Annotated in this window: 21 protein-coding genes and 1 pseudogene; 8 read left to right on the top strand and 14 right to left on the bottom strand. The window is 73.6% G+C overall.

Annotated features, from left to right (window positions below; all coding sequences use genetic code 11):
• Positions 1-6: 6 nt before the first annotated feature.
• From ODJ79_RS02210 to ODJ79_RS02200, 3 genes are all read left to right on the top strand, one after another.
• Complete coding sequence (locus ODJ79_RS02210) at positions 7-426, top strand: organic hydroperoxide resistance protein (RefSeq protein WP_263021581.1); 420 nt, start codon at positions 7-9, stop codon at positions 424-426.
• Between the two features lie 270 nt (positions 427-696).
• Positions 697-1,191 carry an NUDIX domain-containing protein gene (locus ODJ79_RS02205; protein WP_263021580.1) on the top strand — a complete coding sequence of 165 codons (495 nt, stop codon included), beginning with the start codon at positions 697-699 and terminating at the stop codon, positions 1,189-1,191.
• Between the two features lie 17 nt (positions 1,192-1,208).
• Positions 1,209-1,601, top strand: a complete 393-nt coding sequence (locus ODJ79_RS02200; RefSeq protein WP_263021579.1) for a MauE/DoxX family redox-associated membrane protein — start codon at positions 1,209-1,211, stop codon at positions 1,599-1,601.
• Here ODJ79_RS02200 and ODJ79_RS02195 read toward each other — a convergent pair.
• The 4 genes from ODJ79_RS02195 to ODJ79_RS02180 all read right to left on the bottom strand — a co-directional run bounded on the left by ODJ79_RS02195 (position 1,564) and on the right by ODJ79_RS02180 (position 5,162).
• Positions 1,564-2,355 (bottom strand): class I SAM-dependent methyltransferase, encoded by a 792-nt coding sequence (locus ODJ79_RS02195; protein WP_263021578.1) that lies wholly within the window; start codon positions 2,353-2,355, stop codon positions 1,564-1,566. The genes ODJ79_RS02200 and ODJ79_RS02195 overlap by 38 nt on opposite strands.
• Before the next feature lie 98 nt (positions 2,356-2,453).
• Positions 2,454-3,326 (bottom strand): DMT family transporter, encoded by an 873-nt coding sequence (locus tag ODJ79_RS02190; protein WP_263021577.1) that lies wholly within the window; start codon positions 3,324-3,326, stop codon positions 2,454-2,456.
• A gap of 71 nt (positions 3,327-3,397) precedes the next feature.
• On the bottom strand, positions 3,398-4,351 hold the full coding sequence (locus ODJ79_RS02185; protein WP_263021800.1) for a tyrosine-type recombinase/integrase: 954 nt from the start codon (positions 4,349-4,351) through the stop codon (positions 3,398-3,400).
• Between the two features lie 346 nt (positions 4,352-4,697).
• Entirely contained in the window at positions 4,698-5,162 is a 465-nt protein-coding gene (locus ODJ79_RS02180) for a hypothetical protein (protein WP_263021576.1), read from the bottom strand.
• Positions 5,163-5,270: 108 nt separating this feature from the next.
• Here ODJ79_RS02180 and ODJ79_RS47085 point away from each other — a divergent pair.
• Positions 5,271-5,570, top strand: a pseudogene (locus tag ODJ79_RS47085) (alpha/beta fold hydrolase); the annotation flags it as partial.
• Positions 5,571-6,157: 587 nt separating this feature from the next.
• On the opposite strand, the gene coaD reads toward ODJ79_RS47085, so the two are convergent.
• The 3 genes from coaD to ODJ79_RS02165 form a co-directional block, all read right to left on the bottom strand.
• Positions 6,158-6,589 carry a pantetheine-phosphate adenylyltransferase gene (gene coaD / locus ODJ79_RS02175; RefSeq protein WP_263021575.1) on the bottom strand — a complete coding sequence of 144 codons (432 nt, stop codon included), beginning with the start codon at positions 6,587-6,589 and terminating at the stop codon, positions 6,158-6,160.
• Positions 6,590-6,749: 160 nt separating this feature from the next.
• Positions 6,750-8,540: an ABC transporter ATP-binding protein gene (locus ODJ79_RS02170; protein WP_263021574.1), complete on the bottom strand. Its 1,791-nt coding sequence runs from the start codon at positions 8,538-8,540 to the stop codon at positions 6,750-6,752.
• On the bottom strand, positions 8,537-10,270 hold the full coding sequence (locus tag ODJ79_RS02165; RefSeq protein ID WP_263021573.1) for an ABC transporter ATP-binding protein: 1,734 nt from the start codon (positions 10,268-10,270) through the stop codon (positions 8,537-8,539). Before ODJ79_RS02165 ends, ODJ79_RS02170 begins: the two co-directional genes overlap by 4 nt.
• Before the next feature lie 119 nt (positions 10,271-10,389).
• Between ODJ79_RS02165 and ODJ79_RS02160 the strand changes: the two genes are divergently transcribed.
• On the top strand, positions 10,390-11,115 hold the full coding sequence (locus ODJ79_RS02160) for a VOC family protein (protein ID WP_263021572.1): 726 nt from the start codon (positions 10,390-10,392) through the stop codon (positions 11,113-11,115).
• Here the strand turns inward: ODJ79_RS02160 and ODJ79_RS02155 are convergent.
• A complete protein-coding gene (locus tag ODJ79_RS02155) occupies positions 11,084-11,740 on the bottom strand; it encodes a class I SAM-dependent methyltransferase (RefSeq protein ID WP_263021571.1) in 657 nt (218 codons plus the stop codon). The genes ODJ79_RS02160 and ODJ79_RS02155 overlap by 32 nt on opposite strands.
• A 122-nt stretch (positions 11,741-11,862) precedes the next feature.
• Between ODJ79_RS02155 and ODJ79_RS02150 the strand changes: the two genes are divergently transcribed.
• From ODJ79_RS02150 to ODJ79_RS02140, 3 genes are all read left to right on the top strand, one after another.
• The gene (locus ODJ79_RS02150; protein WP_263021570.1) at positions 11,863-12,546 is read left to right on the top strand and encodes a hypothetical protein; all 684 of its coding nucleotides are present in this window, start codon (positions 11,863-11,865) and stop codon (positions 12,544-12,546) included.
• Positions 12,547-12,836: 290 nt separating this feature from the next.
• Positions 12,837-13,613 (top strand): lysophospholipid acyltransferase family protein, encoded by a 777-nt coding sequence (locus ODJ79_RS02145; protein WP_411267249.1) that lies wholly within the window; start codon positions 12,837-12,839, stop codon positions 13,611-13,613.
• Positions 13,614-13,684: 71 nt separating this feature from the next.
• Positions 13,685-14,497, top strand: coding sequence for a class I SAM-dependent methyltransferase (locus ODJ79_RS02140; protein WP_263021569.1), 813 nt, complete (start codon positions 13,685-13,687; stop codon positions 14,495-14,497).
• 29 nt (positions 14,498-14,526) lie between these two features.
• Here the strand turns inward: ODJ79_RS02140 and ODJ79_RS02135 are convergent, their stop codons facing one another.
• The 6 genes from ODJ79_RS02135 to ODJ79_RS02110 are packed head-to-tail and all read right to left on the bottom strand — an operon-like array spanning position 14,527 to position 20,796.
• The gene (locus ODJ79_RS02135; RefSeq protein WP_263021568.1) at positions 14,527-15,354 is read right to left on the bottom strand and encodes a hypothetical protein; all 828 of its coding nucleotides are present in this window, start codon (positions 15,352-15,354) and stop codon (positions 14,527-14,529) included.
• 3 nt (positions 15,355-15,357) lie between these two features.
• Positions 15,358-15,855, bottom strand: coding sequence for a SigE family RNA polymerase sigma factor (locus tag ODJ79_RS02130; protein WP_263021567.1), 498 nt, complete (start codon positions 15,853-15,855; stop codon positions 15,358-15,360).
• 52 nt (positions 15,856-15,907) lie between these two features.
• A complete protein-coding gene (locus ODJ79_RS02125; protein WP_263021566.1) occupies positions 15,908-16,786 on the bottom strand; it encodes an NAD(P)/FAD-dependent oxidoreductase in 879 nt (292 codons plus the stop codon).
• Entirely contained in the window at positions 16,783-17,628 is an 846-nt protein-coding gene (locus ODJ79_RS02120; protein WP_263021565.1) for a phosphotransferase enzyme family protein, read from the bottom strand. The genes ODJ79_RS02125 and ODJ79_RS02120 overlap by 4 nt, the downstream gene beginning before the upstream one ends.
• A gap of 52 nt (positions 17,629-17,680) precedes the next feature.
• The gene (locus ODJ79_RS02115) at positions 17,681-18,217 is read right to left on the bottom strand and encodes a LuxR family transcriptional regulator (protein WP_263021564.1); all 537 of its coding nucleotides are present in this window, start codon (positions 18,215-18,217) and stop codon (positions 17,681-17,683) included.
• Positions 18,214-20,796 (bottom strand): LuxR C-terminal-related transcriptional regulator, encoded by a 2,583-nt coding sequence (locus ODJ79_RS02110; protein WP_263021563.1) that lies wholly within the window; start codon positions 20,794-20,796, stop codon positions 18,214-18,216. The genes ODJ79_RS02115 and ODJ79_RS02110 overlap by 4 nt, the downstream gene beginning before the upstream one ends.
• Positions 20,797-20,861 lie beyond the last annotated feature (65 nt).

Here is a 20,861-nt window from a genome sequence, read left to right as displayed (position 1 = left end):
GCCCCCATGGAAGCCATCTACACCGCATCCGCCACCGCCACCGGCGACGGACGCAACGGCCACGTCCGCTCCACCGACGGCGTCCTCGACTTCGACCTCGCCGTCCCCAAGGAGATGGGCGGCCCCGGCGGCGCCCACACCAACCCCGAACAGCTCTTCGCCGCCGGCTACGCCGCGTGCTTCCACAGCGCCCTCAAGGCCGCCGCCCGCCTCGCCAAGGTCACCCTCACCGACACCGCCGTCACCATCGACGTCGGCGTCGGCCGCAACGACCAGGGCGGCTACGGCCTGCGCGCCACCATCGAGGCCGAGATCAACGGCGTCGACGAGCCGACCGCCCGCCAACTCCTCGACACCGCCCACCAGCTGTGCCCCTACTCCAACGCCACCCGCGGCAACATCGACGTCCAGCTCAGCCTGGCCTGACCCCCTGCTCGGCATGGCCGGTCACGGGGGACCGGCCATCCCAAAACCATCCGAAAGTACGCGCCGCAACGCCCCGACCGCACCGGCGGCCGTCCCCGCCGCTCCCCGCGACCTTCCCGCATGGTTGCGGCCGCAGCGCGACTCTCGCGTGTGGCGCGGCTCGCTCCGGTGGCGCGGCTCGCTCTGGTAGCGCGGCTCCCGCGTCTTTCTCGGGTGGTGCGGCTCCCGCGTTTGGCGCGTCTTTCTCGGGTGGCGCGGCACGATGACCACATGTCCCCGCCGAACCTGCGCCACTCGGTCCGCGCCCTCATCCTCACCACCGACCACCAGATCCTGCTCTGCCGCCACCTGACCCCCGGCCAACCCGGCCCCGCCGTCTGGGCCGCCCCCGGCGGCGGCATCGAACCCGGCGAAACCCCGCTGCAGGCCCTGCGCCGCGAACTGGCCGAAGAGGTGGGCCTGCCGCTCACCGGCAACCCACCCCACGTCTGGCACCGCACCGTCATCTCCGGCACCCACCTCCCCGGCTACGACGGCGTCGTCAACGACTACTACCTGATCCGCACCGCCCGGTTCACCCCGACCGGCACCATGACCCCGGCCCAACTGGCGGCCGAGAACATCGTCGACCGCCGCTGGTGGACCCTCGCCGACATCGCCGCCTACCCGGGCCCCGACCTGTTCGGCCCGCGAGGGCTCGCCACCCACCTGACCAGCCTCGTCGCCGACGGCGTCCCGCCCGCACCGCGCACCCTGCACCACTGACCGAAAGGGAAGATCCGATGAAGAAAGCACACGGCCTGGCCGCCCTGCTCGCCACCTCCGGCGCGCTGCACTTCGCCAAGCCCGAGCCGTTCGACACGATCGTCCCGCGCAGCCTCCCGGGCAAACCGCGCACCTGGACATACCTCAGCGGCGCCGCCGAACTCGCGGTCGCCGCAGCGCTGACCCACCCACGCACCCGCCGCGCGGGCGGCCTCGCCGCGGCGGCCCTGTTCACGGCCGTCTTCCCGGCCAACGTGCAGATGGCCTACGACTGGCGGCGGGCAACCCCGGGGAAACGGGCGATCGCCTACGGCCGGCTGCCGCTGCAACTCCCGCTGATCGGATGGGCGCTGCGAATCGCCCGGGAACGCGCTACCGCACCACGGCCACGGTCAGCAGGTGCGAGCTGATCCCGAACAGGCTCGGCTCCTGCTCGACGGAGCGCACCGCGTCGAGCAACGCGACCGTACGCTCGTCACCCTCCAGCCACCCGTCCCGGTCGGCGAACAACCAGGCACCGCCCTCCACCGCGTACCGCGTCGCCGGGGCCAGACCGGCCTCGGCGAACTCCGCCACGATCTCGTCCGGATGATGGAAATACGCGAGCGTGAACAGATCCCGGTCGAACGGCTCGTGCACCCCGGTCACGACCTCGGCATCGGTGATCCGCCGCACGTCCGGCTCCAGATAGCGGCCCCGCACCAACGTGTCGTACAACCCGGCATACCGGCTGATCGTCGCCGCCACCACCAGGCCACCCGGCGCCGTGACCCGCGCCGCCTCCCGTAACGCCGTCACCCGGTCCCCGCGCTCGGGCAGGTGATACAACGGCCCGAGCAGCAGCGTCGCCTGATACGCGGCATCCGCCTCATCCAGCCGCCGAGCATCACCCAGCACCGCCTCCACCCCGGCGATCGCACCGGCATGCTCGACATGCAACGGCATCGGATCGACAAGACGCACCTGATAGCCGTCCGCGGCAAGCCACCGCGCATGCACCCCGGCGCCGCCACCGACATCGAGCACCCGCGCCGGCCCGGCCGGCAACAACCGCCGCAACACGTCCCGCGTCCGCAGAAACTCCAACCGGCCACGGCCGACACTCAGCCGGTCGACCTCTCCGCCCCGCTCGTAATACCCGCTGATCGCCGCGATCGTCTCCATCGACCGATACTCGATCAGCCGCCCGACGCCCGGCAACGCATATACCTCGTCACCGCTTCTACCTCGTCACCGCCTCGCTTCTTCACCGCTTTGCTTCTTCACCGCTTTGCTTCTTCACCGCGCGACGCTTCGGCTGCCGGCCGGGCGGCGGGAGCCGCGGCCAACAGCACGATGCCCAGCAGCGCGAGACCCAGGCCCACCACGACCACCACCAGCTGCCCGCCACCGTGCTGAATCGACTCGCCGAAGACGGTCAACCCCAGAACGATGCAGGTCAGCAGCGTCATCGCATTCGTCGCGGCCATCGCCGGAGCCAGCGCCCCCGTCCGCAACGCCGACTGGTTCAGCGCCATCCCCACCACCCCGGCGCCGACCATCACGTACGTCTCCCAACTGCCCAGCAACGCCGACAAGCCCCCGCCGACGATGCCGGTGAACACCTTCGTCACCGCCGTCGCGAACCCGTACCCCAGACCCGACCCCGCCCCATACGCCAGCGCACGAACCGCCCCGCCCCGCCGGGCCCCGAACCGCGCCAGCACCAGCGCCAGACCGGCACTGACCCCACCAGCGATCCACCAGTCCCGGGCCGCCGGCGACTCCGTCCCGCCACTCGGCGAACCGAGCGACAGGAACAGGACAATCCCGATCACCAGCGCCGCCGCGCCCGCCCACACCGCCCGCGTGATCCGCTGCGCCGTCAGCCACGCCCCGAACGGCAACGCGATCACCAGACTCAACGTGACCAGGCTCTGCACCTGCATCAGCGACCCGGTGTGCAGCGCCACGGCCTGAAAGACCCAGCCGACCGCCATCACCACCCCGCCGAGCAGCCAGACCGGCCGGCGAAACAGCACCACCAGAAACCGCCAGCCGGAGACCGCGTCCCCGGTCTGCAACGCGCCCCTCTGCTGCAGCACCGTACCGAGGGCATAGCCGGTGGCCGCCAGCAGCCCGGACAGAATCACCATGGGACCAGACAAACACCGGACCCACCCGATCCTCCTCATCCCGACCGAACGAAGCTTTCCAACCTGGACGGTCAGAGGCCCCGCAGCGCCCGATTCGTGCGGTTGGCACGCACCGCGGCCCGCTGCTGCTCGGCGGTCACCTCGATATAGCCCTGCGACGTCGTCAACGACGCATGCCCCAGCAACCGCATGATCTCCGAAGCGTTCGCCCCGTCCTCGGCCAGCCGCGTCGCGAACGTGTGCCGCAACGCATGCAACTGCGCACCCCGCGGCACCCGATCGGTGATCCCCGCCCGCCGGTAGCAGGACTCCACCAGATACTGCAGCCCACCCCGCTTCAACGGCACACCGGCCCGATCCACCAGCAGCGCGTCCCGCGGATCACACCGCCCGAACCGCACCCGCCGGCTGTCCTGATACCGCTCGATCAGCGCGTCCAGCTCCGGCTCGATCGGCACCGTCCGCGGCCGGCCGCCCTTGCCCGCCACCTCCACCCGCCGCTCACCCGGCCGGCCCAGCACGTCCCCGGACCGCAACGCCAACATCTCCGACAGCCGCAACCCCGCACAAAGCGCCAACGCCAGCACCGCCAGATCCCGCTCCGGCCACGGATCCCGCTGCCGCTCATCCCGCTGACTGACAGCGGAGAGTAACCGCTCCGGAGTGTCCTCACCGCGCAACGGCTTGGGGGAGTAGGCCGGCATCCGCGGCTTGTCGATCGCCGACATCGGATTCCCCGGCAACACCTGCTCAGCGACCAGAAACGTGAAGAACGCATTCCACGACGACCAGGCCCGCGACACCGACGCCGGCGCCCGGCCGGCCGCGAACCGCGCGAACGCCCCCCGCAACGAACGAGGGGAGAGGTCACCGAGAGTAACTGTCTCGGGTCCGATCAACTCAACGATCAAAACCAGATCCCGCCGGTACGCCTGAAGCGTGTGCACCGAAGGCTTGCGCGTCGCCCGAGCCGCCAGAAACTCGTCCACGAGCTCGAGCACCGCAACATCCCGTCCGTCCTGCATAAGTGATATTATGCAGGATTTAGACCGGTATGCGAAGTTCCGGACCGGCGCACCGGCCACGCATTTCACACCTTGCCGACGTGCACGACGGTCGTCGCGCGACCGATTCCGCGGCCGGCGTGGCCCAACATCGGGCGTCCCGCGCGGGTCCGCGTTGTCAGCACCTCGGTCCGCGCCTAGGGACGCCGTCACACGCGAATCAGCGGGCGGGCGTTTCCTGTCAGAAAGCCGCTCCTGGAACTTCGCCGTCAGGTGCCGCTCTGCCGTGATCCCCTCCGTCGATTCAACTTGACATAATGTCAATTATCGACCTGGCGGAACGTCGATGGATCGAGGGCACCGCGGGTCATCCCCGATCTGCGAACGACCGGCTCGGGAGGGCTTCCAGTTCCCGGCTCCAGGCTGTCGCGGCGGCGAGCAGCTGGGCGGGTCGCAGGCGCAGCTCGGCCGTGCACTGGGCGGAATGCGGATTGTCGGCGCGCAGCCAGGGCGGCGCCGCCTCGGCGGTGAACCGGACGCGCAGGACGACTTCGGTGTCGCTCCGCCCGGCGATCGCGAAGCCGAGCGCCGGCTCCATGAACGAGAGCGACGGTTCGCCGCGGCCCGCCGCGGCAGTGCGCAGCCAGTCGGCCAGTTCGTGGGCTTCCTCGATGAGCAGACAGGGGTCGGTGAACGACCACGCTTGGTCGCGGATTTCGACGGCCCCGCCGATGACCAGCCACCGGTCGTCCCAGGCCCCCGCGTCCGCCGGGAACTGCCAGCGCAGAGGCCGCAGCCGTACCGCGACGCCGTCATCTCCCCCGATCAGCACACAGCGACTCTAGATCGTCTCCGCTTGAGGCTGTGTCGGCCGCTGGCTACCCTGCACTTGCGCGGAGGGTGTGGGTCGGCTGTCCCTTTCCGGCGAGCGGGGGAACGCATGCGGAACGCCGTGTTGTCCGCCGGCACCGTCGAGTACGAGGACACCGGCGGCGACGGACCGGTACTGGTCTTTCTGACCGGCATCTTCGTGGCCGCGACGCTCTGGCGGCACGTCGTTGCCGGCCTGCGAGCCGACCATCGGTGCGTGGTGCTGGAGGTGCCGCTGGGCGCGCACCGGTTGCCGATGAATCCGGACGCCGACCTCAGCTCGCGGGGGCTGGCCGCTCTGGTGGCCGAGTTCCTGCAGGTGCTTGACCTGCGCGAGGTGACGCTGGTCGGTTGCGACTGGGGAGGCGCGCAGCTGGTTGCCGCGTACGGTCTCGACGAGCGCCTGGCCCGCCTGGTCCTGCTCCCCCAGGAGGCTTTCGACAACTTCCCGCCTGGGTTGCCTGGCCGTTCGCTCTACCTGTCGTCGAAGGTGCCCGGCATGACGTGGCTGGCGTTGCAGCCGCTGCGGGTGCCCCGCTTGCGTCGCTCCCCGGTCAACTTCGGCCTGATGTCCAAGCGTGCGGTGCCCCGCGACGTCATGGACGGTTGGCTGGCGCCGGCTCTGGGTTCCGCCGAGGTCCGCCGGGACCTCCTGAATACCTGCGTACGACGCGGCGTGACGAATACGTGGAGGCCGCCGCGAGGCTCGCCGGCTTCGCAAGCCTGCGCTTGTGCTGTGGCCCCGGAAAGCCGGATGATGCGCCCGGAGAACGGCCATCGCCTCGCCAAGGCGCTGGCGCGGGGTCGTCTCGTCGAGGTGGGCGACGGTTTCACCTCCTGCCGGAGGACCAGCCCGGGGCCTGCGTCGACGAGATCCGCTCCTTCGTCGCCGAGGGCTGAACGATTGCCCTTTGCCGGGCACCGTGCCGACGGATCCTTCAGACGCACTCCCCTCTGTCACGTCGGTGGGGACGCGGCGCGGATTGCGGTCGAGGAGATGGTTGCCAGTTCTGGCCGGGCCGGGAGGAACAGGGTCGTGATGCCCAGCGCCTCGTTCATGGTTGCCAGCTGGTATTCGTGCACCGCGTCGGCGGCGTTGCGCACGCCGCGGATGATCGTTTCGCTGTCGTGCTGGTGGCAGTAGGTGGCTGTCAGTCCGCTCCAGGCGGCGACGGTCACGTTCTGCCAGTCGGCGGGGATGGCGGCGCGGATGTCCAGCGCGCGTTCGGCGGCCGGTTTGGTGGGTTGCTTGTCGCCGTTGACGGCTACCAGCACGGTGAGGTGGTCGAACAGGCGTCGTGCCCGGTCGACGAGGTCGCGGTGGCCGGCGGTGAACGGGTCGAACGTTCCGGGGTAGACGGCTCGGGCGCTGCGGGCGGGCGCGGTCATCGGCATGCCTGGGCGGGAGAGGATGTGGTCACCCCGTACATCCGGGCGGGAGCGGATGGGGTCGTCCGGTAGGCCCGCGCGCGAGTGGGCACGGTCGTCCGGTAGGCCCGCGCGCGGGCGGCCGCCGTCATTCGGTGCGTGTGGGTGTGGGTGGATGGGGTCATCGGTATGCCTGGGCCTGGATGCGGTAGAGGTCGGCGTAGGTGCCGCCGTGGGACATCAGGGCGTCGTGGGTGCCGAACTCGGCCACCCGGTTGCCTTGCAGGACGATGATCAGGTCGGCCATGCGGACGGTGGAGAAGCGGTGTGAGACGAGCAGGGTCACCCGGCCGTCGCGGCGGCCGGTGCGGCTCTGTTCGGCGTAGCGCTCGAACAGGGCGTGCTCGGTTTCGGCGTCGAGGGCGGCGGTGGGTTCGTCGAGGACGGTCAGCAGGGGGTCGTCGCGCATGAAGCCGCGGGCGAGGGCGACCCGTTGCCATTGGCCGAAGGACAGTTCGGCGCCGCCGGGCCAGCCGGCGCCCAGTTGGGTGTCGTAGCCGTCGGTGAGGTGGTCGACGACGTCGGTGGCGCCGGCCCGGGTGACGGCGGTGTGCACGCTGTCGTGGTCGTCGCTGCGGGGCAGGTCGCCGAGGCCGATGCTGCGGCGGGCGGCGAACTCGAACCGGGCGAAGTCCTGGAAGGCGCCGGCGAGTTTGGCGCGCCATTTGTCGGGGGCGATCTGGCGCAGGTCGGTGCCGTCGATGAGGATGCGGCCGTCGGTGGGTGGGTAGAGGCCGCAGAGGAGTTTGACGAGGGTGCTCTTGCCGGCGCCGTTCTCCCCCACGATGGCGACGACGGTGTCGGCGGGGATGGTGAGGGTGACGTCGTGCAGGACGTTGGTGGTGGTGCCGGGGTATCGGAAGCCGACGTGGTCGAGGGTGATGCCGTCGTGCAGGTGGTCGGGTGGGGTGCGGTCGGCGTCGCGGCGGTGCCGGGTGACGTAGTCCTCCAGCCAGGCGAGGCGGCGGGAGGCGTCGAGCCAGAGGCGGACGAAGTCGGCCTCCCCCGCGGTCATGGCGACGTATTGGCCGAGGCGGGCGCCGGCGGTGACGACTAGGACGACGTCGGCGGGGCCGGCGTGCAGGCCGAGCATGGTCCAGGCGACGGCGGCGGCGTAGCCGGCGGCGAACAGTCCCCAGGCGGCGGCCTGCCAGCGGCCGGCGGTCCAGGTGGCGCGGGACATGGTCGCGTACCAGTCTTGCCAGGCGGTGTGCCAGGCGGCGCCGATCTGGTGCTGGTTGCCGGTGACGCGGAGCTCTTTGGCGGGGCCGGCGGTGGTGGCGAGGGTGAACAGGTGGCGCTGGCGGCGTTTGGCGGGTGCGGCGGTTTCCTCGGCTTGGCGCAGTTTGCCGCTGGTCCAGGCGGAGACGGCGACGGTGGGGACGGCGACGAGGGCGAGCAGGATCATCCAGCCGCTGACGGTGGCCAGGACGGCGAGGGTCAGTGCGAGGCAGGCGATGGCGCTGATGGTGGAGAACAGGGATTGGTAGAGGTGGTCGAGTTGGAAGGTGGCTTCGCGCAGGACGGCCAGGCGGTCGAGGTAGTCGGGGCGTTCGTGGTGCTCGATGGTGTCGACGGTGGCTTGCATGCGGGCGACGTGGGTTTCGAGGGCGACGGCGATGCGCATGCGGAAGGTGCGGGAGACGCGGACGGCGATCAGGCGCAGGAGCCAGGTGGCGACGCAGGAGGCGGCGACGCCGATGGCGCCGGCCCGCAGCAGGGTGGGGTTGTGCTGGGCGAGGCCGTCGACGAGGTATTTCATCCAGAGGGCGAGCAGGGCGCCGGGTGCGGTGGCGACGAGGGTGACGAGCATGGCGGTCAGGGCCATGCGGGGTTCGGCGTCGTAGGCGCGGCGCAGGGTGCGCCAGAGCGTCGGCAGGGTGCGGGGTTCGGGGATGGTCGCCGTGGTCATGGCTGGTCCTCGAAGCGGGCGGCTTGCAGGGTGTACATGGTGTGGTAGCGGCCTTGGCGCTGCATGAGCTCGTCGTGGGTGCCGAGCTCGGCGACCCGGCCGGTGTCGAGGACGCAGATGAGGTCGGCCTGGCGGACCGTGGAGAAGCGGTGCGAGATGAGGATGGTGGTCTGGCCGCGGGTGGCGTCGAGGAGGCGGCGGAAGATCTCGGCTTCGCCGCGGATGTCGAGCTGGGCGGTGGGTTCGTCGAGGATGACGACGCCGGCGCCGGTGTGGACGGCGGCCATGGCGCGGGCGAGGGCGATGCGTTGCCATTGGCCGCCGGAGAGGTCGGTGCCGCCGGTGTAGGCCTTGGACAGCACGGTGGTTGGTGCGGCCAGCCGGTCGGCGCCGGCTTGGTGCAGGGCCCAGTCGACGGCGTCGTCGGGTGCGCCGAGGGGTGCCACGTTGTCGCGGAGGGTGGTCTCGTACCGGATGAAGTCTTGGAAGACGGCGGTGACCCGGCGGCGCCAGTCGGTGAGGTCGAGGTCGCGCAGGTCGGTGCCGTCGATCTCGATGGCGCCGCCGGTGGGGTCGTAGAGGCGGCACAGGAGTTTGGCGAGGGTGGTCTTGCCGGCGCCGTTCTGCCCGACGATGGCGAGGGAGGCGCCGGCCGGGATGGTCAGGTCGAGGCCGGTGAAGACGGGCGGGCCGGCGCGGTAGGCGAAGGTGAGCTCGCGCAGGCGGATCTCGTGGCGGGGCAGGCCGGTGGCGGGCCGGGTGCCGGTGGGCAGGTGGCCGTGCTCGGGCATGCTCTGGGTGAGGCTGTCGACGACCGGGCCGGGGCGGGCGGCGGTGTGGAACCACCAGTCGAAGTCGGCGACGCCGAGGACGGCGGTGCCGATGGCGGCGCCGGCGTAGATGGTCAGGGTGGTGAGGTCGAGCCGGCCGGTGATGGCGTCGTGCGCGATGGTGCCGAGGATCAGAGCGTTGCCGGCGGCGACGATCAGCAGGGCCCACAGCAGGGACCGCTGGCGCATGCGGAGGGCTTCGACGGTGATGGCGAGCAGGTTGCGGCGGCGGTCGCCGAATCGGTCGACGACCCAGCCGGCGAGGCCGAAGAGGCGGATCTCCTTGGCGGCGGGTGCGTCGGTGGCCATCCGGTAGACGTAGTCGGCCTGGCGTTGCAGGGCGACCACCTCGTCGTCGCGCCAGGCCTGCCAGACGGTGCTCTCGCGGAGCAGGTGGTGGGTGGCGAGCCAGGCGGTGGTCAGGGCGAGGGGCGCCCACCAGTGGTAGGCGAACAGGATCGCGGCGGCGGCCAGGCCGCTGCACAGCTCGACGAGCCCGTTGGTGACGAACGGCATGGCGACGGAGATCGGCGGGGCGGTGATGCCGAGGTCGAAGTCGCGGGCCAGGCTGAAGTCGTCGGCGAGGTCGGGTTCTTCGAGGTGGGCGATGCCCTCGGCGGTGGTGGCGGCGGTGATCAGGCGCTCGTGCAGCAGGCCGGCGACGCGGGCGCCGAGGTTGGTGCTGACGGCGTCGTGGATCGGGCTGAGCACCTGGGTGAGCACGAAGCAGACGGCGACCAGGGTGAGCCGGCCGCCGATCGGGGTGCCGGCGTCGACCGCGCCGATGAGCAGGCCGGTGGCGACGATCAGAACGGCGGGCAGCAGGGCGCGGACGACGGCGAGCGCCCACCAGGTGGCGGCGAGCCCGGGGTGGGCTCGCGGCAGGGTGTGGAACAGCATCCGCCATTCCGCTGATCGCCATGGGCGTGGCATGCCTGACGTTCTATCACCGGTGTGCCGTCGGGTGGGGGCGGTGGTGCTGCGCCTGTGGACAACGGTGCTGGTTTACCGTCCACGGCATGCGCATTCGGTGGATCACGGGTTTCCTCGACACGCCGGGCCGGGAGGCCGAAGGGTTCTGGCTGGCGGTGACCGGCTCGACGCTGTCGGCGCGGCGCGACGGCGGTACGTTCGCGACGCTGCTGCCGGCCGGCGGCGATGCGTGTCTGCGGGTGCAGGTGGTGCGGGACGGTCCGCCGCGGGCGCATCTGGATCTGCACGTGGACGACGTGCCGGCGGCGGCGGCCGAGGCCGGGTCGCTGGGTGCGGCCGTGCTGCGCGAGGCCGGCGACCTGGTGGTGCTGCGGTCGCCGGCCGGGATCGTGTTCTGTGTCGTGCCGTGGCGCGGCGAGAGCACGCCGCCGCCGGCGGTGCGGTGGCCGGGCGGGCAGGCCAGCGTCGTCGACCAGGTGAGCCTGGACGTGCCGGCCGGCGGTTACGACGCGGAGGTGGCGTTCTGGGCGGGGCTGACCGGGTGGCGGCTGGGTGACTCGGATCTGCCGGAGTTCCGTTTCCTGGACGGCGGGCCGGGGCTGCCGTTGCGGTTTCTGCTGCAGCGGCTGGGTGCGGGTGCTGCGGGCGTACATCTGGATCTGGCTTGTGATGAGGTTGACGCCGAGGTGGAGCGGCATGTCGGCCTGGGTGCGAGGGTGGTGCGGCGGGTGCCCGGGGACTGGACGACGTTGCGGGATCCGGCCGGGCGGGAGTATTGCGTCACCGGGCGGGCGCCCCGTGGGCGTGGATGACGTGGCGGTGCGCGGTGATCTGGGCGGTCAGCCGCCAGCCGGGGGTTGCCTCCAGCTCGGCCGGCTGCCAGAAGCGTTTGACGACCTGGAACTCGCGGCCGTCGTTGAGCCGGCGCCGCTGCAGGTCGTCGGGCATGCGCTCGGGGTGGTAGCTGTCGATCAGGAAGACCCGGCCGCCGGGGCGTAGCGCGTGGCCGACCTTGGCCCAGAATGCGTCCAGGTGCTCGGCGGGCACGTGGGACAGCCAGTACGCGAAGAAGACCGTGTCGAACGTCGACTCGGGCGGGGTCCAGGTGAAGATGTCGGCCTGCCGGTAGGTGACCTGGCCGGTGGCGGCGGTGCGCTCGCGGTTGATCGCCAGGGTCTCGGTGCTGGCGTCGACGGCGGTGATGTGGGTGGCGTGCGCGGTCAGCCGCTCGGTCCACCAGCCGGTGCCGGCGGCCAGTTCGAGCACGTGGCCGGTGGGTGCGAACGCGGCCAGGGCCCGGGTGACCTCGGCGATGTCCGCGTCCCAGCCCTGCTTGGCCTGGTCGTCGAGGGTGTATCGGCCTTCGCGGCGCCACCACTGGTCGTATTCGGGGGCGCGTTGCCGGTAATAGTCGCGTTGCTGGGCGAGGATGTCCATGATGTCCTTTCGCCGGGCTTCGTGGACACCGTAGGGGTTTCGCGGGTGTGGCGACGAGCGAATTGTCGGTGGGGCCTGATAGAAAGATTCGCACAAACGTACGAGAGAAGTGGGTGGGTGCCGTGGCCCGGGGTTTGAGCGCCGAAGAACTGACGACGATCCGTGCCGGGCTGGCCGCCGGGCGCCGGCCGCGGGTGCAGTTCACCGAGTCCGCCGGGCAGGTCGCCGGGCAGATCGGCCAGGTGGTGGACCTGGCGGATCCGGCGGCCGGCGACGACTTCGTGGTGGTCCGGTTCGGCAAGGACGAGTTGCCGTTCTCCCCCGGCGACCTGCGGGTGGCTCCGCGCGGGGCGGCCGCGAAGAAGGCCGTGCCCGCTCCCCCGCCGCCGCCCGCTCCCCCGATGCCCGAGTTCGTGATCGACAAGCCGCCGGCGCCGCCGGCGGCGCCGAAAAGTGAGGAACGGCCCGTGACGGATACCGCGCCACCAGCGCAGCGCAAGGCGACCCGGCCGGTCAAGGCGAAACCTGCCCCGGCGCTGACCGTCACCCTCGCGTACGGCGAGGGCGAGTGGACGGTGGCGGCGTCGCAGGGGTCGAAGGTGCTCGCCAAGCCGTATGTGGTGCGCCCGGCCGAGGCGCTGCGGATCGTGTCGCTGGTCGACGTGCCCGGCGTGCAGGAGGCGGTCGAGCACATCCTGGCCGCCGAGCGGGCCGAGGCCGAGCAGCAGGCCCAGCGGTTACGGGCCGAGCTCGCCGAGGTGGAGGCCCGGCTGGCCGAGCTCGGGGAGGCCGGCGGGAAGCCGTAGCGGCGAGTGCCCGGTGGGCGGCCGTAGCGGAGAGGCGGCGGCCGGCAGGAAGCCGTGGCGGCGAGCGGCGATTGGCCGGAGGGAGGCTGGAGCGGCGAGATGGCGGCCGGCAGGATGCCGTAACGGCGAGGGTGGCGCCCGGCTGGCCGAGTTCGGGGAGGCCGGCGGGAAACCGTAGCGGCCGGGCGGCCGAGTTCGGGGAGGCCGGCGGGAAGCCGTAGCGGCCCGGGCGGCCGAGTTCGGGGAGGCCGGTTGGCCGGCCGTGCCGGCATGGCATCATGGGCGGCCTTATGGGGAAAGATGCACAACGGGCGCCGTTCGTGTGGCGGTTCATGCTGCTCCTGGCCCGGGTCGGGATTGTGCCGCTGTGCCGGCTGCGGGTGTCCGGGCGGGTGCCGGAGTCGCTGCGCGGCGGGCCGCTGATCCTGGCGGCCAACCACATCAGCCCGTTCGACCCGGTCGTGATGACCGCCGCGTGTCACAAGGCGGGGATAGCGCCGAAGTTCATGGCGACCGGCGGGATCTTCGACGCGCCGGTCGCCGGGGCGGCGATGCGTGCGGCCGGGCACATCCGGGTCGACCGCAACACCGCGCATGTCGCCGACGCGTTGCCGGCCGCCGTGGAGGCGCTGCGCGGGGGCGCGATGGTCCTGGTCTATCCGGAGGGCCGGATCGGGCTCGACCCGTGGATGTGGCCCGAGCGCGGCAAGACCGGCGTGGCCCGGATGGCCGCCGCGGCCGGTGCGCCGGTGCTGCCGGTCGCGCAGTGGAACACGCACACCGTGCTGCCGTACACGACGCCGGTGGGGATCGGCCGGTCGCTGCTGCGGGCGGTGCGGCGCCGGCCGGTGGTGCACGTCCGGTTCGGCGACCACCCGGTCGACCTGTCCCAGGTGACCGGCACGCCGGGGGCGCGGGCGATGAAGTCCACCCGGCTGATCATGGACGGGATCGACGAGACCCTCGCCGCGCTGCGGCCCGGTGAGATGCAGCTGCCGCACGAGGTCGACCACACCCGCGCGGTCGACAACTCCCGGATCCGGCCCCGCAACCCGACCACGGCCTAGGGTTCTCGGCGCCGTCGCGTGGTCCGTAGGCTGGTCCGATACCGGCAGGCCGGCTCGGCGGGGGTGATGTGGTGGCGGACCCGGACCGGCGTGGTATCGGCCGGCTGTTCGACGAGGTGCCGGAGTTGTACGACCGGGTCCGGCCGGGGTATCCCGGCGAGCTCTTCGCCGACCTGGTCGCCGTCACCGGCATCGGCGCCGGGTCGCCGGTTCTCGAGATCGGCTGCGGCACCGGTCAGGCGACCCGTTCACTGGCCGCGCTCGGCTGCGAGGTGACCGCCGTCGAGCCGGGCGAAGGCATGGCCGCGCTCGCGACCCGGCGGCTCGGCGAGTTCGGCAACGTCACCGTCGAGAGGGCGACCTTCGAGGAGTGGGGCGACCGCGGCCGGCGCTTCGACGTCGTCGTGGCCGCGTCGTCGTGGCACTGGGTCGATCCGGCGGTCGGTTGGCGGCGGGCCCGGGAGGTGCTTCGCCCCGGGGGCTGGATGGTGCTGCTCGGCCACGTGGTCGTCCGCCGGCCCGGCGAGCCGGAGGTGTACGCGGAGACGGCCGACCTGCACGAGAAGTTCTCCCCCGGCAACCCCGACTGGGGTCATCCGCCGACGGAGGCCGAGGTGCGCGGCAGCGACCGGGGCTGGGGTGCGGTCGACGACCCCGGCGGCCTGTTCGACCCGCCGATCGTGCGCTGGTACCCGACCGTTCAGTGGTTCGACGGTGCGGGGTTCGCCGAGCTGCTGCGCACGCAGTCGCTGTGCCGCAAGCTCGATCCCGCCGTCCGTGAGCCGCTGCTCGACGCTATCGCCGAGCGCATCCGCACCCGCATGGGCGACCGGGCGGCCCGCCGGTACCTGAGCGTGTTGCGGGTGGGCCGGCGCGCGGACTGAGCCGGCGGCACTACGGGAACCGGCGGGCGTTACGGGAAGAGGTACAGCTCGGGCGAGAGGGCCAACTGGACGGCCTGGTCCGCGGAGAGGACAGGCTTCGGCCGGGTCGCGGCCGGGGCCCCGCCGTTCGCCGGTTGGCGGTCGGTGTTCGAGACCTGCACGTAGATCTCGCTGTGCCCGCGGTAGACCCGGACGACGTAGTTTCGCGGGTTGTCGGGGGGCAGCGGGTCGCGTTCGGTGCCCAGCAGCACGGTTTCGCCGTTCGGGCCGCGCTGGACGGTGCATTTCGCGGCCTTCTCGGTCCGGCAGCTTTCCTTCTCCCGGGCCGCGTCCGACTGGTCCACCACCCCGACCGTGACGGTCAGGTCGCCGGTTCCCGCGGCATCGCGGATCAGGGCCAGCGCGTCCACCCGGTTGCCCCAGGGCGGTTCGCCGCCGAGGGAGAACCCGGTCAGCGGGCCGGCCTTCGCCCCCGGCACCTGGGCGAATTTCGCGGCCGGGAGCAGCCGCGGCACCTCTTGCCTGAGGTAGCAGGTCAGGCTCGTGGCCGCCCACCGCGCCAGCTCCGGTGACAGCGGCTTGTCGGCCGCGACCGACCCGGCGGGGCGGGATCCGGGCGGGGACGGGCACGGCGCGGCCGCCGCGAAGTCCGAACCGGGGAAACCGCCGCCGGCGACCACGACCACGCCGGCCCCGACCAGCGCGGCCGCCAGCCCGGCCCCGGCGACCCCGGCCAGCCGGCGGGTCCGGCGCGACCGCCGGCCGGCCGTCAGGACCGCGGCGGCGGTCAGCCCCATCGCCGGTTCGCCGTCGCTCACGTACTCCGTCAGCGCCTGGCGCATGTCCGTTTCCTGCATCGCTTACTCCCTGGTGAGCGCGGAGCCGTCGAACGCGCCCCGCATGGATTGGATGGCCCGCGCGGTCTGGCTCTTCACCGTGCCCTCGCTGATCTGCAGCAGCGCGGCCACCTCGGCCACCGGCAGGTCCTCCAGGTACCGCAGCACCACCGCGGCCCGCTGCCGCGGCGCCAGGCCGGCCAGGGCCCGGCGCACCGCCAGCCGGTCGGTCGGGTCGGCGCCACCGGCCGCCCGCTCGGGCGGGTCGGCCATCAGCGACTCCCGCCGCCGGGCACGCCGGTGCGTCAGGAACGCGTTGACCAGCACCCGCCGGGCGTAGGCGTCCACCGTCTCGTCGCGGATGCCGGGCCAGCGCCGGTACAACCGGACGAAGGCGAGCTGCACCAGATCCTCGGCGGTGTGCCAGTCACCGCACAACGCGTAGGCAAGTCGGCGCAGCGGTTGCGCTCGTGCGCGGAAATACTCGACGAACTGGTCTTCCCAGCCGGCTCGGACCACCACGCCCCCTCTCCTCGACCACTGCATCTACTCCGCGGAGGACGGGAAGGTTGCATCACACCGGCCGGGAATGGCAAGCGGCCAGCGCCGGCGAGGGCCGGCCGGTGACGATCTCCTCGGCGATCAGCCGGGCCGCGACCGGGGCCAGGCAGATCGCCGAGTGCATGACCGCCACGTACACGCCGGGCGACACCCACCCGATCACCGGGCCGCCCGGCGGCATCGGCCGCTGCCCCACCGCCCAGTCGAGAAGCCGCAGCTCGCCGCCGGGAAGCCGCGGCCCGCCGCCGAACGCCGCCCGCAGCCGGTCGGTCGTCTGCCCGGCGAGGGTCCGCAGCCCGGCCGGCGACCGGTCCGCCCCGAGCGGCGCGGTCGCCAGCAACAACCCGGGGCTCGCCTCGCGTACGTCGAAATGCTCTGTCGCCACGATGCCCGGCACCAGGCCGCGCGGCGCACGCACCCGCAGCCGGAAGGCCGGCGAGGCCGGCACCGCAACCGACGGGCACAGCCCGGTCGTGCCGGTCCCCGCCGCGACCACCACGGTCGACGCCGGGAGCTGCCCGGCCGACGACGACACCAGGCCGTCGCGCACCGCGCTCACCGACGCCCCGGACACGGTCCGCGCCCCCAGCCCGCGGGCGGCCCGCAGCAGCGCGCGGGTCACCGCGACCGGGTCCACCGCCCCGTCGTCGCCCGACCACCGCACGTCGACGCCCGGCACGGACGACGCCAGCGCCAACCAATCCGTCAGGATAAATCCGGACAGGTCGGAGGCGCCGCCGGGCCACGGCGGACCGGTCCCGATCCAGGCGAACGACAGCGGCGTGACCCCACCGTCCCGGAAGATCACCGTCACCGGAACTCCAGCCCGCGCGACCTGGTAGGCGACACAGGCCCCGACGATCCCCCCGCCGACCACCACCACCGGCTTCACAGCGCCGCGATGCCCTCCTCGGCCACCGTCAGCCACCGCCGCACCGTCGCCGCGTCATGGTGCCGGATCGACCAGTCCACCTGCCGCAGGCTCATGTGCGCCCAGTAGGCCCGCATCCGCCGCGCGGGCAGCAACCTCAGCCGCTCCTCGACCAGCGCCGCCAGCGCCGGCGCGTGCGCCCGCAGGTAGAACAGCAGCGTGACCAGATCGAAGTGCCGGTCCCCGCGCTGCGCCCCGTCCCAGTCGACGACCCCGCTGAGCCGGCCCCGGTCGACCAGCACGTTCCAGGGGTGGAAGTCCATGTGGGTCAGGTCGTCGCCGACCATGTGCGACCCGTCCGCGCCGACCTCGTGCACCCAGGCCAGCAGCCGCGCCGAGCGCGCGTCGAACGCCGACAGCGGCTCGTGCAGGCAGAACCCGGGACCGTCCGAGGTCAGATACAGCTCGGCCGGGCGCGGGTCCGGTTCCCCGGCGAGCACCCCGGCCAGCTGGTCGTTGACCCGCAGCATCTGCCGCACCAGACCCGCGTCCACGCTGGACGGCGGCGCCCCCGGCAGCCGCTGCTGCACCACGACCCGCACCCCGTCGACCCGGGCGGTCAGCTCGTGCCGCGGGGTCGGCACCCCGGCCTCGCGGGCCCGGTCCACCAGCACCGCGCTGCGGGTGCGGGCCGCGGTCAGCACCGAGCGCCGCCCGTCGGGCCAGCGCACGAACGCCGCGCCGACCTCACCGCCGGGCGCCGGTCCTTCCAGGACCAGCCGCACCCCGGTGATCGAGGCGATCCGCTCGAGCACCTTCGGCGCGTCGAGCCGGGCGCTTGTCGGCCATGCCTCCGTGGTCACGTCCGCCCCCCGTACCGGTCCTGATCCGACCGGTCACCCTAGTCGATATCGATCACGGTTGTGGGCCGCGCTGCCGCAGGTAGGCCAACACGGCCTCGCGGGTGGTGCGCACCCCGAACAACTGCCGGGCCTCGGCGATGCGCCGGTTCGCGGTGCGCAGCGACAGGAACTCGGCCGCCGCGGCCGCCGCGATCGTGTCCCCGGCGGCCAGCCGGTCGAGCAGGGCGCGCTGCTCGGGCACCAGGTCGGCGACCGCGCTGTGGTCGTTCGGCTCGGGCGCCGGGCCCTGCCGCACCGGGCCGAGCCGGGCCAGGTCGTCGATCAGCGCCCGGCCCAGCGGGGACTCCGCGTCGCAGATCGCCACGATCCCCGCGCCCCGGGCCGCCGCCAGCACCGCCAGCTGCAGCGCCTCCGGGTCGGTGATCCGCCCGTGCAGCACCAGGCGGTTGCCGCTGACGTCCCAGGCCGGGTCGGGCAGGGCGAAACCGTCGCGGGCCACCCAGCCGTCGCGGATCAGGCGGCGCAGCACGGTGTCGGCGTCCGCCGGAGTGGCGACGACATGGCGGGGGGCGTCGGACTGTCTGGTCACCGGCCGTCCTTCAGCGTGTCGGAGGGGAAGGTGGCGAAGACGAGGGCGGCGGCTTCCGTTCGGGTGCGGGCGCCGAGCTTGCGCATGCCGGCGCGGATGTGGGTGTCGACAGTCTCGGCCGAGATGCCGAGCTGCCCGGCGATGCGCCGGGTGGGTTCCCCCGCCGCGACCAGACGTAACACGTCGGTCTCCCGGCGGGTGAGCTGGTCCCCGGACCGGGGACTGCGCACGTCGCGGTGCACGTTGTGCCGGCGCAGGCCGCGACGGGCGCGCCCGGCCAGCACGGTCAGGCCCGCCGCGTCGGCGAGCCGTTCGGCCTCCAGCAGCGCCGCGACGGCGCGTGCCGGATCACCGCCGGTGAGCCCGGCGGCGAGCAGGCACCGGATCTCCTCCCGCGCCGCGACGGGCCGCCACCCGTGCGCCGCAGCGGTGAATCCGGTGCCGGTGGCCCAGGCGGTCAGCGTCCGCCGGGCCGGGGCGGGCAGATCGGCCGGAATCGGCGGCGTCCCCGTCTCGCCCAGATCGAACGCGGCCCACCGGGCCGTGATCGCGTGCAGGCCGGAGATCAGCCCGCGGGTGTCCGCAGCGTCGTCGGCCCGCAACGCCCGGTCGGGCTGCCCGTCCAGCCACGCGGTTTCCCGGGCCACCCATGCGGTCGCCGCATGCCGCGGCCCGGCGTCCAGCCGGGCCCGCGCCGCACCCAGCAGCCCGGTGTCGGCCTCCACCAGCGCGGCCGCGGCCGTCGCGTAGCCGCGGGCCTCGTCCGGGATCGCCCGGTCGGCGAGATTTCCGCTGCGGGCCAGGACCGCGTCGGGTCCGGCCTGCTGCACCGGCGCCGGCCGATCGGGCGCTTCGCGCTCATACCGTACGCCGGCGGGCTCCCCCGCCGGTGCGGCCGCACCCGGCGCAGCGCCGATCCCGGCGTCGGGTTGCGCATCCGCGCGGCTTCCGGCCCGGTGGGTGGCCGGCTGCTCGCCCTCACCGCCGGTGGCGCCGTGCAGGGCGAGGGCCCAGTCGGCGGCCGCCGCGAACCGGGTCTGCCAGCCGTAGGCCAGCTCGTCGGCGCACTCGCGGGCCGCGGTCTGCGCCGCGCCCGCAGCTTCCGTCAGCCGCCCGTCGGCGACCAGCTCCTCGACCAGCAGCCAGGCGCTCCACCGGGCAACGAGGGGGTCCCCGGCGGCGGCCGCCGCGGCGAGGTCACGGTCCCAGCCCGGGGTGCGGTGCCGGGCGTGCACGGCGGCGAGCGCGGCCGCCACCCCCGGCGGCGGGTGCGGGTAGCGGGCCGAGATCTTCCCGGCCAGCTCTAGCGCGGCGGCCGGGTCGGCCGCGAGCTCGGCCAGCAGCAGCACCCGGTCGCGGGCCGCGGAGACCGGCGCGGGCGCCGCGTCCGGCACACCGGTGACCGCCGCGCGGGCCGCCGCCGGCGCCGCGGCCTGCAGCAGGGCCTCGCCGCGCAGCACGTCCGCCTCCGCGCCCAGCGGGGTGTCGGTGGTGAGCACCCGGGCGGCCGCGGCGGGTCGGCCGGCCGCGAGGGCCGCGTCGGCCGCCGCGATCCGCACCCGCGGGTCGATCGGGGTGTCCAGGTCGCAGGCGAACAGCAGCAGCGCCGCCCGGTCGCCGCCGGCGGACCGGTCGGCCGCGGTCAGCGCCATCCGGTGCGCGGCGGCGTGGTCACCGGCGGCGGCCAGGTGCCGGGCCGCCTCGGCCGGCGGGGTCAGCTCGGCCAGCCGGGTGTGCAGCTCGACGCGGCCGGCCGCGTCGAGCAGCCCGGCCGCGGTCTCCGCCAGATACGTCGAGGACGGCACGAGGTCACCGCCCGGCCCGGCCACGATCAGCCCGGCGTCGCGCAGATCGGGCACGCCCGGGCCGAGCAGTCCCGCGGGTGCCGGCCGGCCGAGCAGCCCGAGCGCGGCCAGCGCGGTGCGGGCGGGACGCGGCAGGTCGGCGAGGGCGGCGGCGATCGCGTACGCCACCTGGTCGATGCCGGACCCGCCGGGAGCGCGGCCCGCGGCGGCCTGCCGGGCCAGCGCGGTGATCGCGAGGGGGTTGCCGCCGGCCCGGTCGGCCACCGCCTCGAGCGTCGCCGGGTCGAGCTGCGCCGCGGTGCGCCGGGCCAGGTCGAGGGCCTCGGGGCGGGTCAGCGGCGGCACGGTCAGCCAGGCCGTGGCGGCCTGCTGCAGGGCCGCGGCGACCGGCTCGGGCAGCCGGTGCGGGGTGCGCACGGCCACCAGGACCCGGCAGTGCGCGGCCAGCAGCGGCAGCGCGGCGAGGGTGGCCGGGTCGGTGTACTGCAGGTCGTCGAGGACCAGCAGGCCGCCGCGCACCCGGGAGCGGACGGCCTCGGCGAGCAGGTGCACGTCGTGCGCGGGCAGCCGGGCCCGCACCGCCCGGGACAGGGCGAGGGCGGGGGTGGTGCGCAGCATGGCGAGGCCGCCGCCGGCGTGGACCGGGCCGGGCGCCAGGCCGGCGACGCGGCGCAGCAGGGTGGTGCGGCCGCAGCCGGGCGGGCCGGCCAGCACGACCAGGGCGGGGCGGTGCAGCAGCGCAGCGGCCTCGACCGGGTCGTGAGCTTGCGCCACCTGCGTACTCCCCCTTGTGCGCTCGTGGCACGAACACGGGATCCCGTGCCACGCGCCGGTCCGTA

The sequence above is a fragment of the Actinoplanes sp. KI2 genome, from assembly GCF_025630775.1.
Classification (GTDB): domain Bacteria; phylum Actinomycetota; class Actinomycetes; order Mycobacteriales; family Micromonosporaceae; genus Actinoplanes.
This window is presented reverse-complemented; position numbering and strand designations above follow the sequence as displayed.

Excerpts from the sequence above, each read along its gene's own strand:
- coaD (WP_263021575.1), bottom strand. The coding sequence starts at position 6,589 with ATGACCGCGCCCGCCCGCAGCGCCCGAGCCGTCTACCCCGGAACGTTC.
- ODJ79_RS02200 (WP_263021579.1), top strand. The coding sequence starts at position 1,209 with ATGAAGAAAGCACACGGCCTGGCCGCCCTGCTCGCCACCTCCGGCGCG.
- ODJ79_RS02165 (WP_263021573.1), bottom strand. The coding sequence starts at position 10,270 with ATGCTGTTCCACACCCTGCCGCGAGCCCACCCCGGGCTCGCCGCCACC.
- ODJ79_RS02190 (WP_263021577.1), bottom strand. The coding sequence starts at position 3,326 with ATGGTGATTCTGTCCGGGCTGCTGGCGGCCACCGGCTATGCCCTCGGT.
- ODJ79_RS02210 (WP_263021581.1), top strand. The coding sequence starts at position 7 with ATGGAAGCCATCTACACCGCATCCGCCACCGCCACCGGCGACGGACGC.
- ODJ79_RS02160 (WP_263021572.1), top strand. The coding sequence starts at position 10,390 with ATGCGCATTCGGTGGATCACGGGTTTCCTCGACACGCCGGGCCGGGAG.
- ODJ79_RS02205 (WP_263021580.1), top strand. The coding sequence starts at position 697 with ATGTCCCCGCCGAACCTGCGCCACTCGGTCCGCGCCCTCATCCTCACC.
- ODJ79_RS02145 (WP_411267249.1), top strand. The coding sequence starts at position 12,837 with ATGGGGAAAGATGCACAACGGGCGCCGTTCGTGTGGCGGTTCATGCTG.
- ODJ79_RS02170 (WP_263021574.1), bottom strand. The coding sequence starts at position 8,540 with ATGACCACGGCGACCATCCCCGAACCCCGCACCCTGCCGACGCTCTGG.
- ODJ79_RS02155 (WP_263021571.1), bottom strand. The coding sequence starts at position 11,740 with ATGGACATCCTCGCCCAGCAACGCGACTATTACCGGCAACGCGCCCCC.
- ODJ79_RS02195 (WP_263021578.1), bottom strand. The coding sequence starts at position 2,355 with ATGGAGACGATCGCGGCGATCAGCGGGTATTACGAGCGGGGCGGAGAG.
- ODJ79_RS02135 (WP_263021568.1), bottom strand. The coding sequence starts at position 15,354 with ATGCAGGAAACGGACATGCGCCAGGCGCTGACGGAGTACGTGAGCGAC.
- ODJ79_RS02185 (WP_263021800.1), bottom strand. The coding sequence starts at position 4,351 with ATGCAGGACGGACGGGATGTTGCGGTGCTCGAGCTCGTGGACGAGTTT.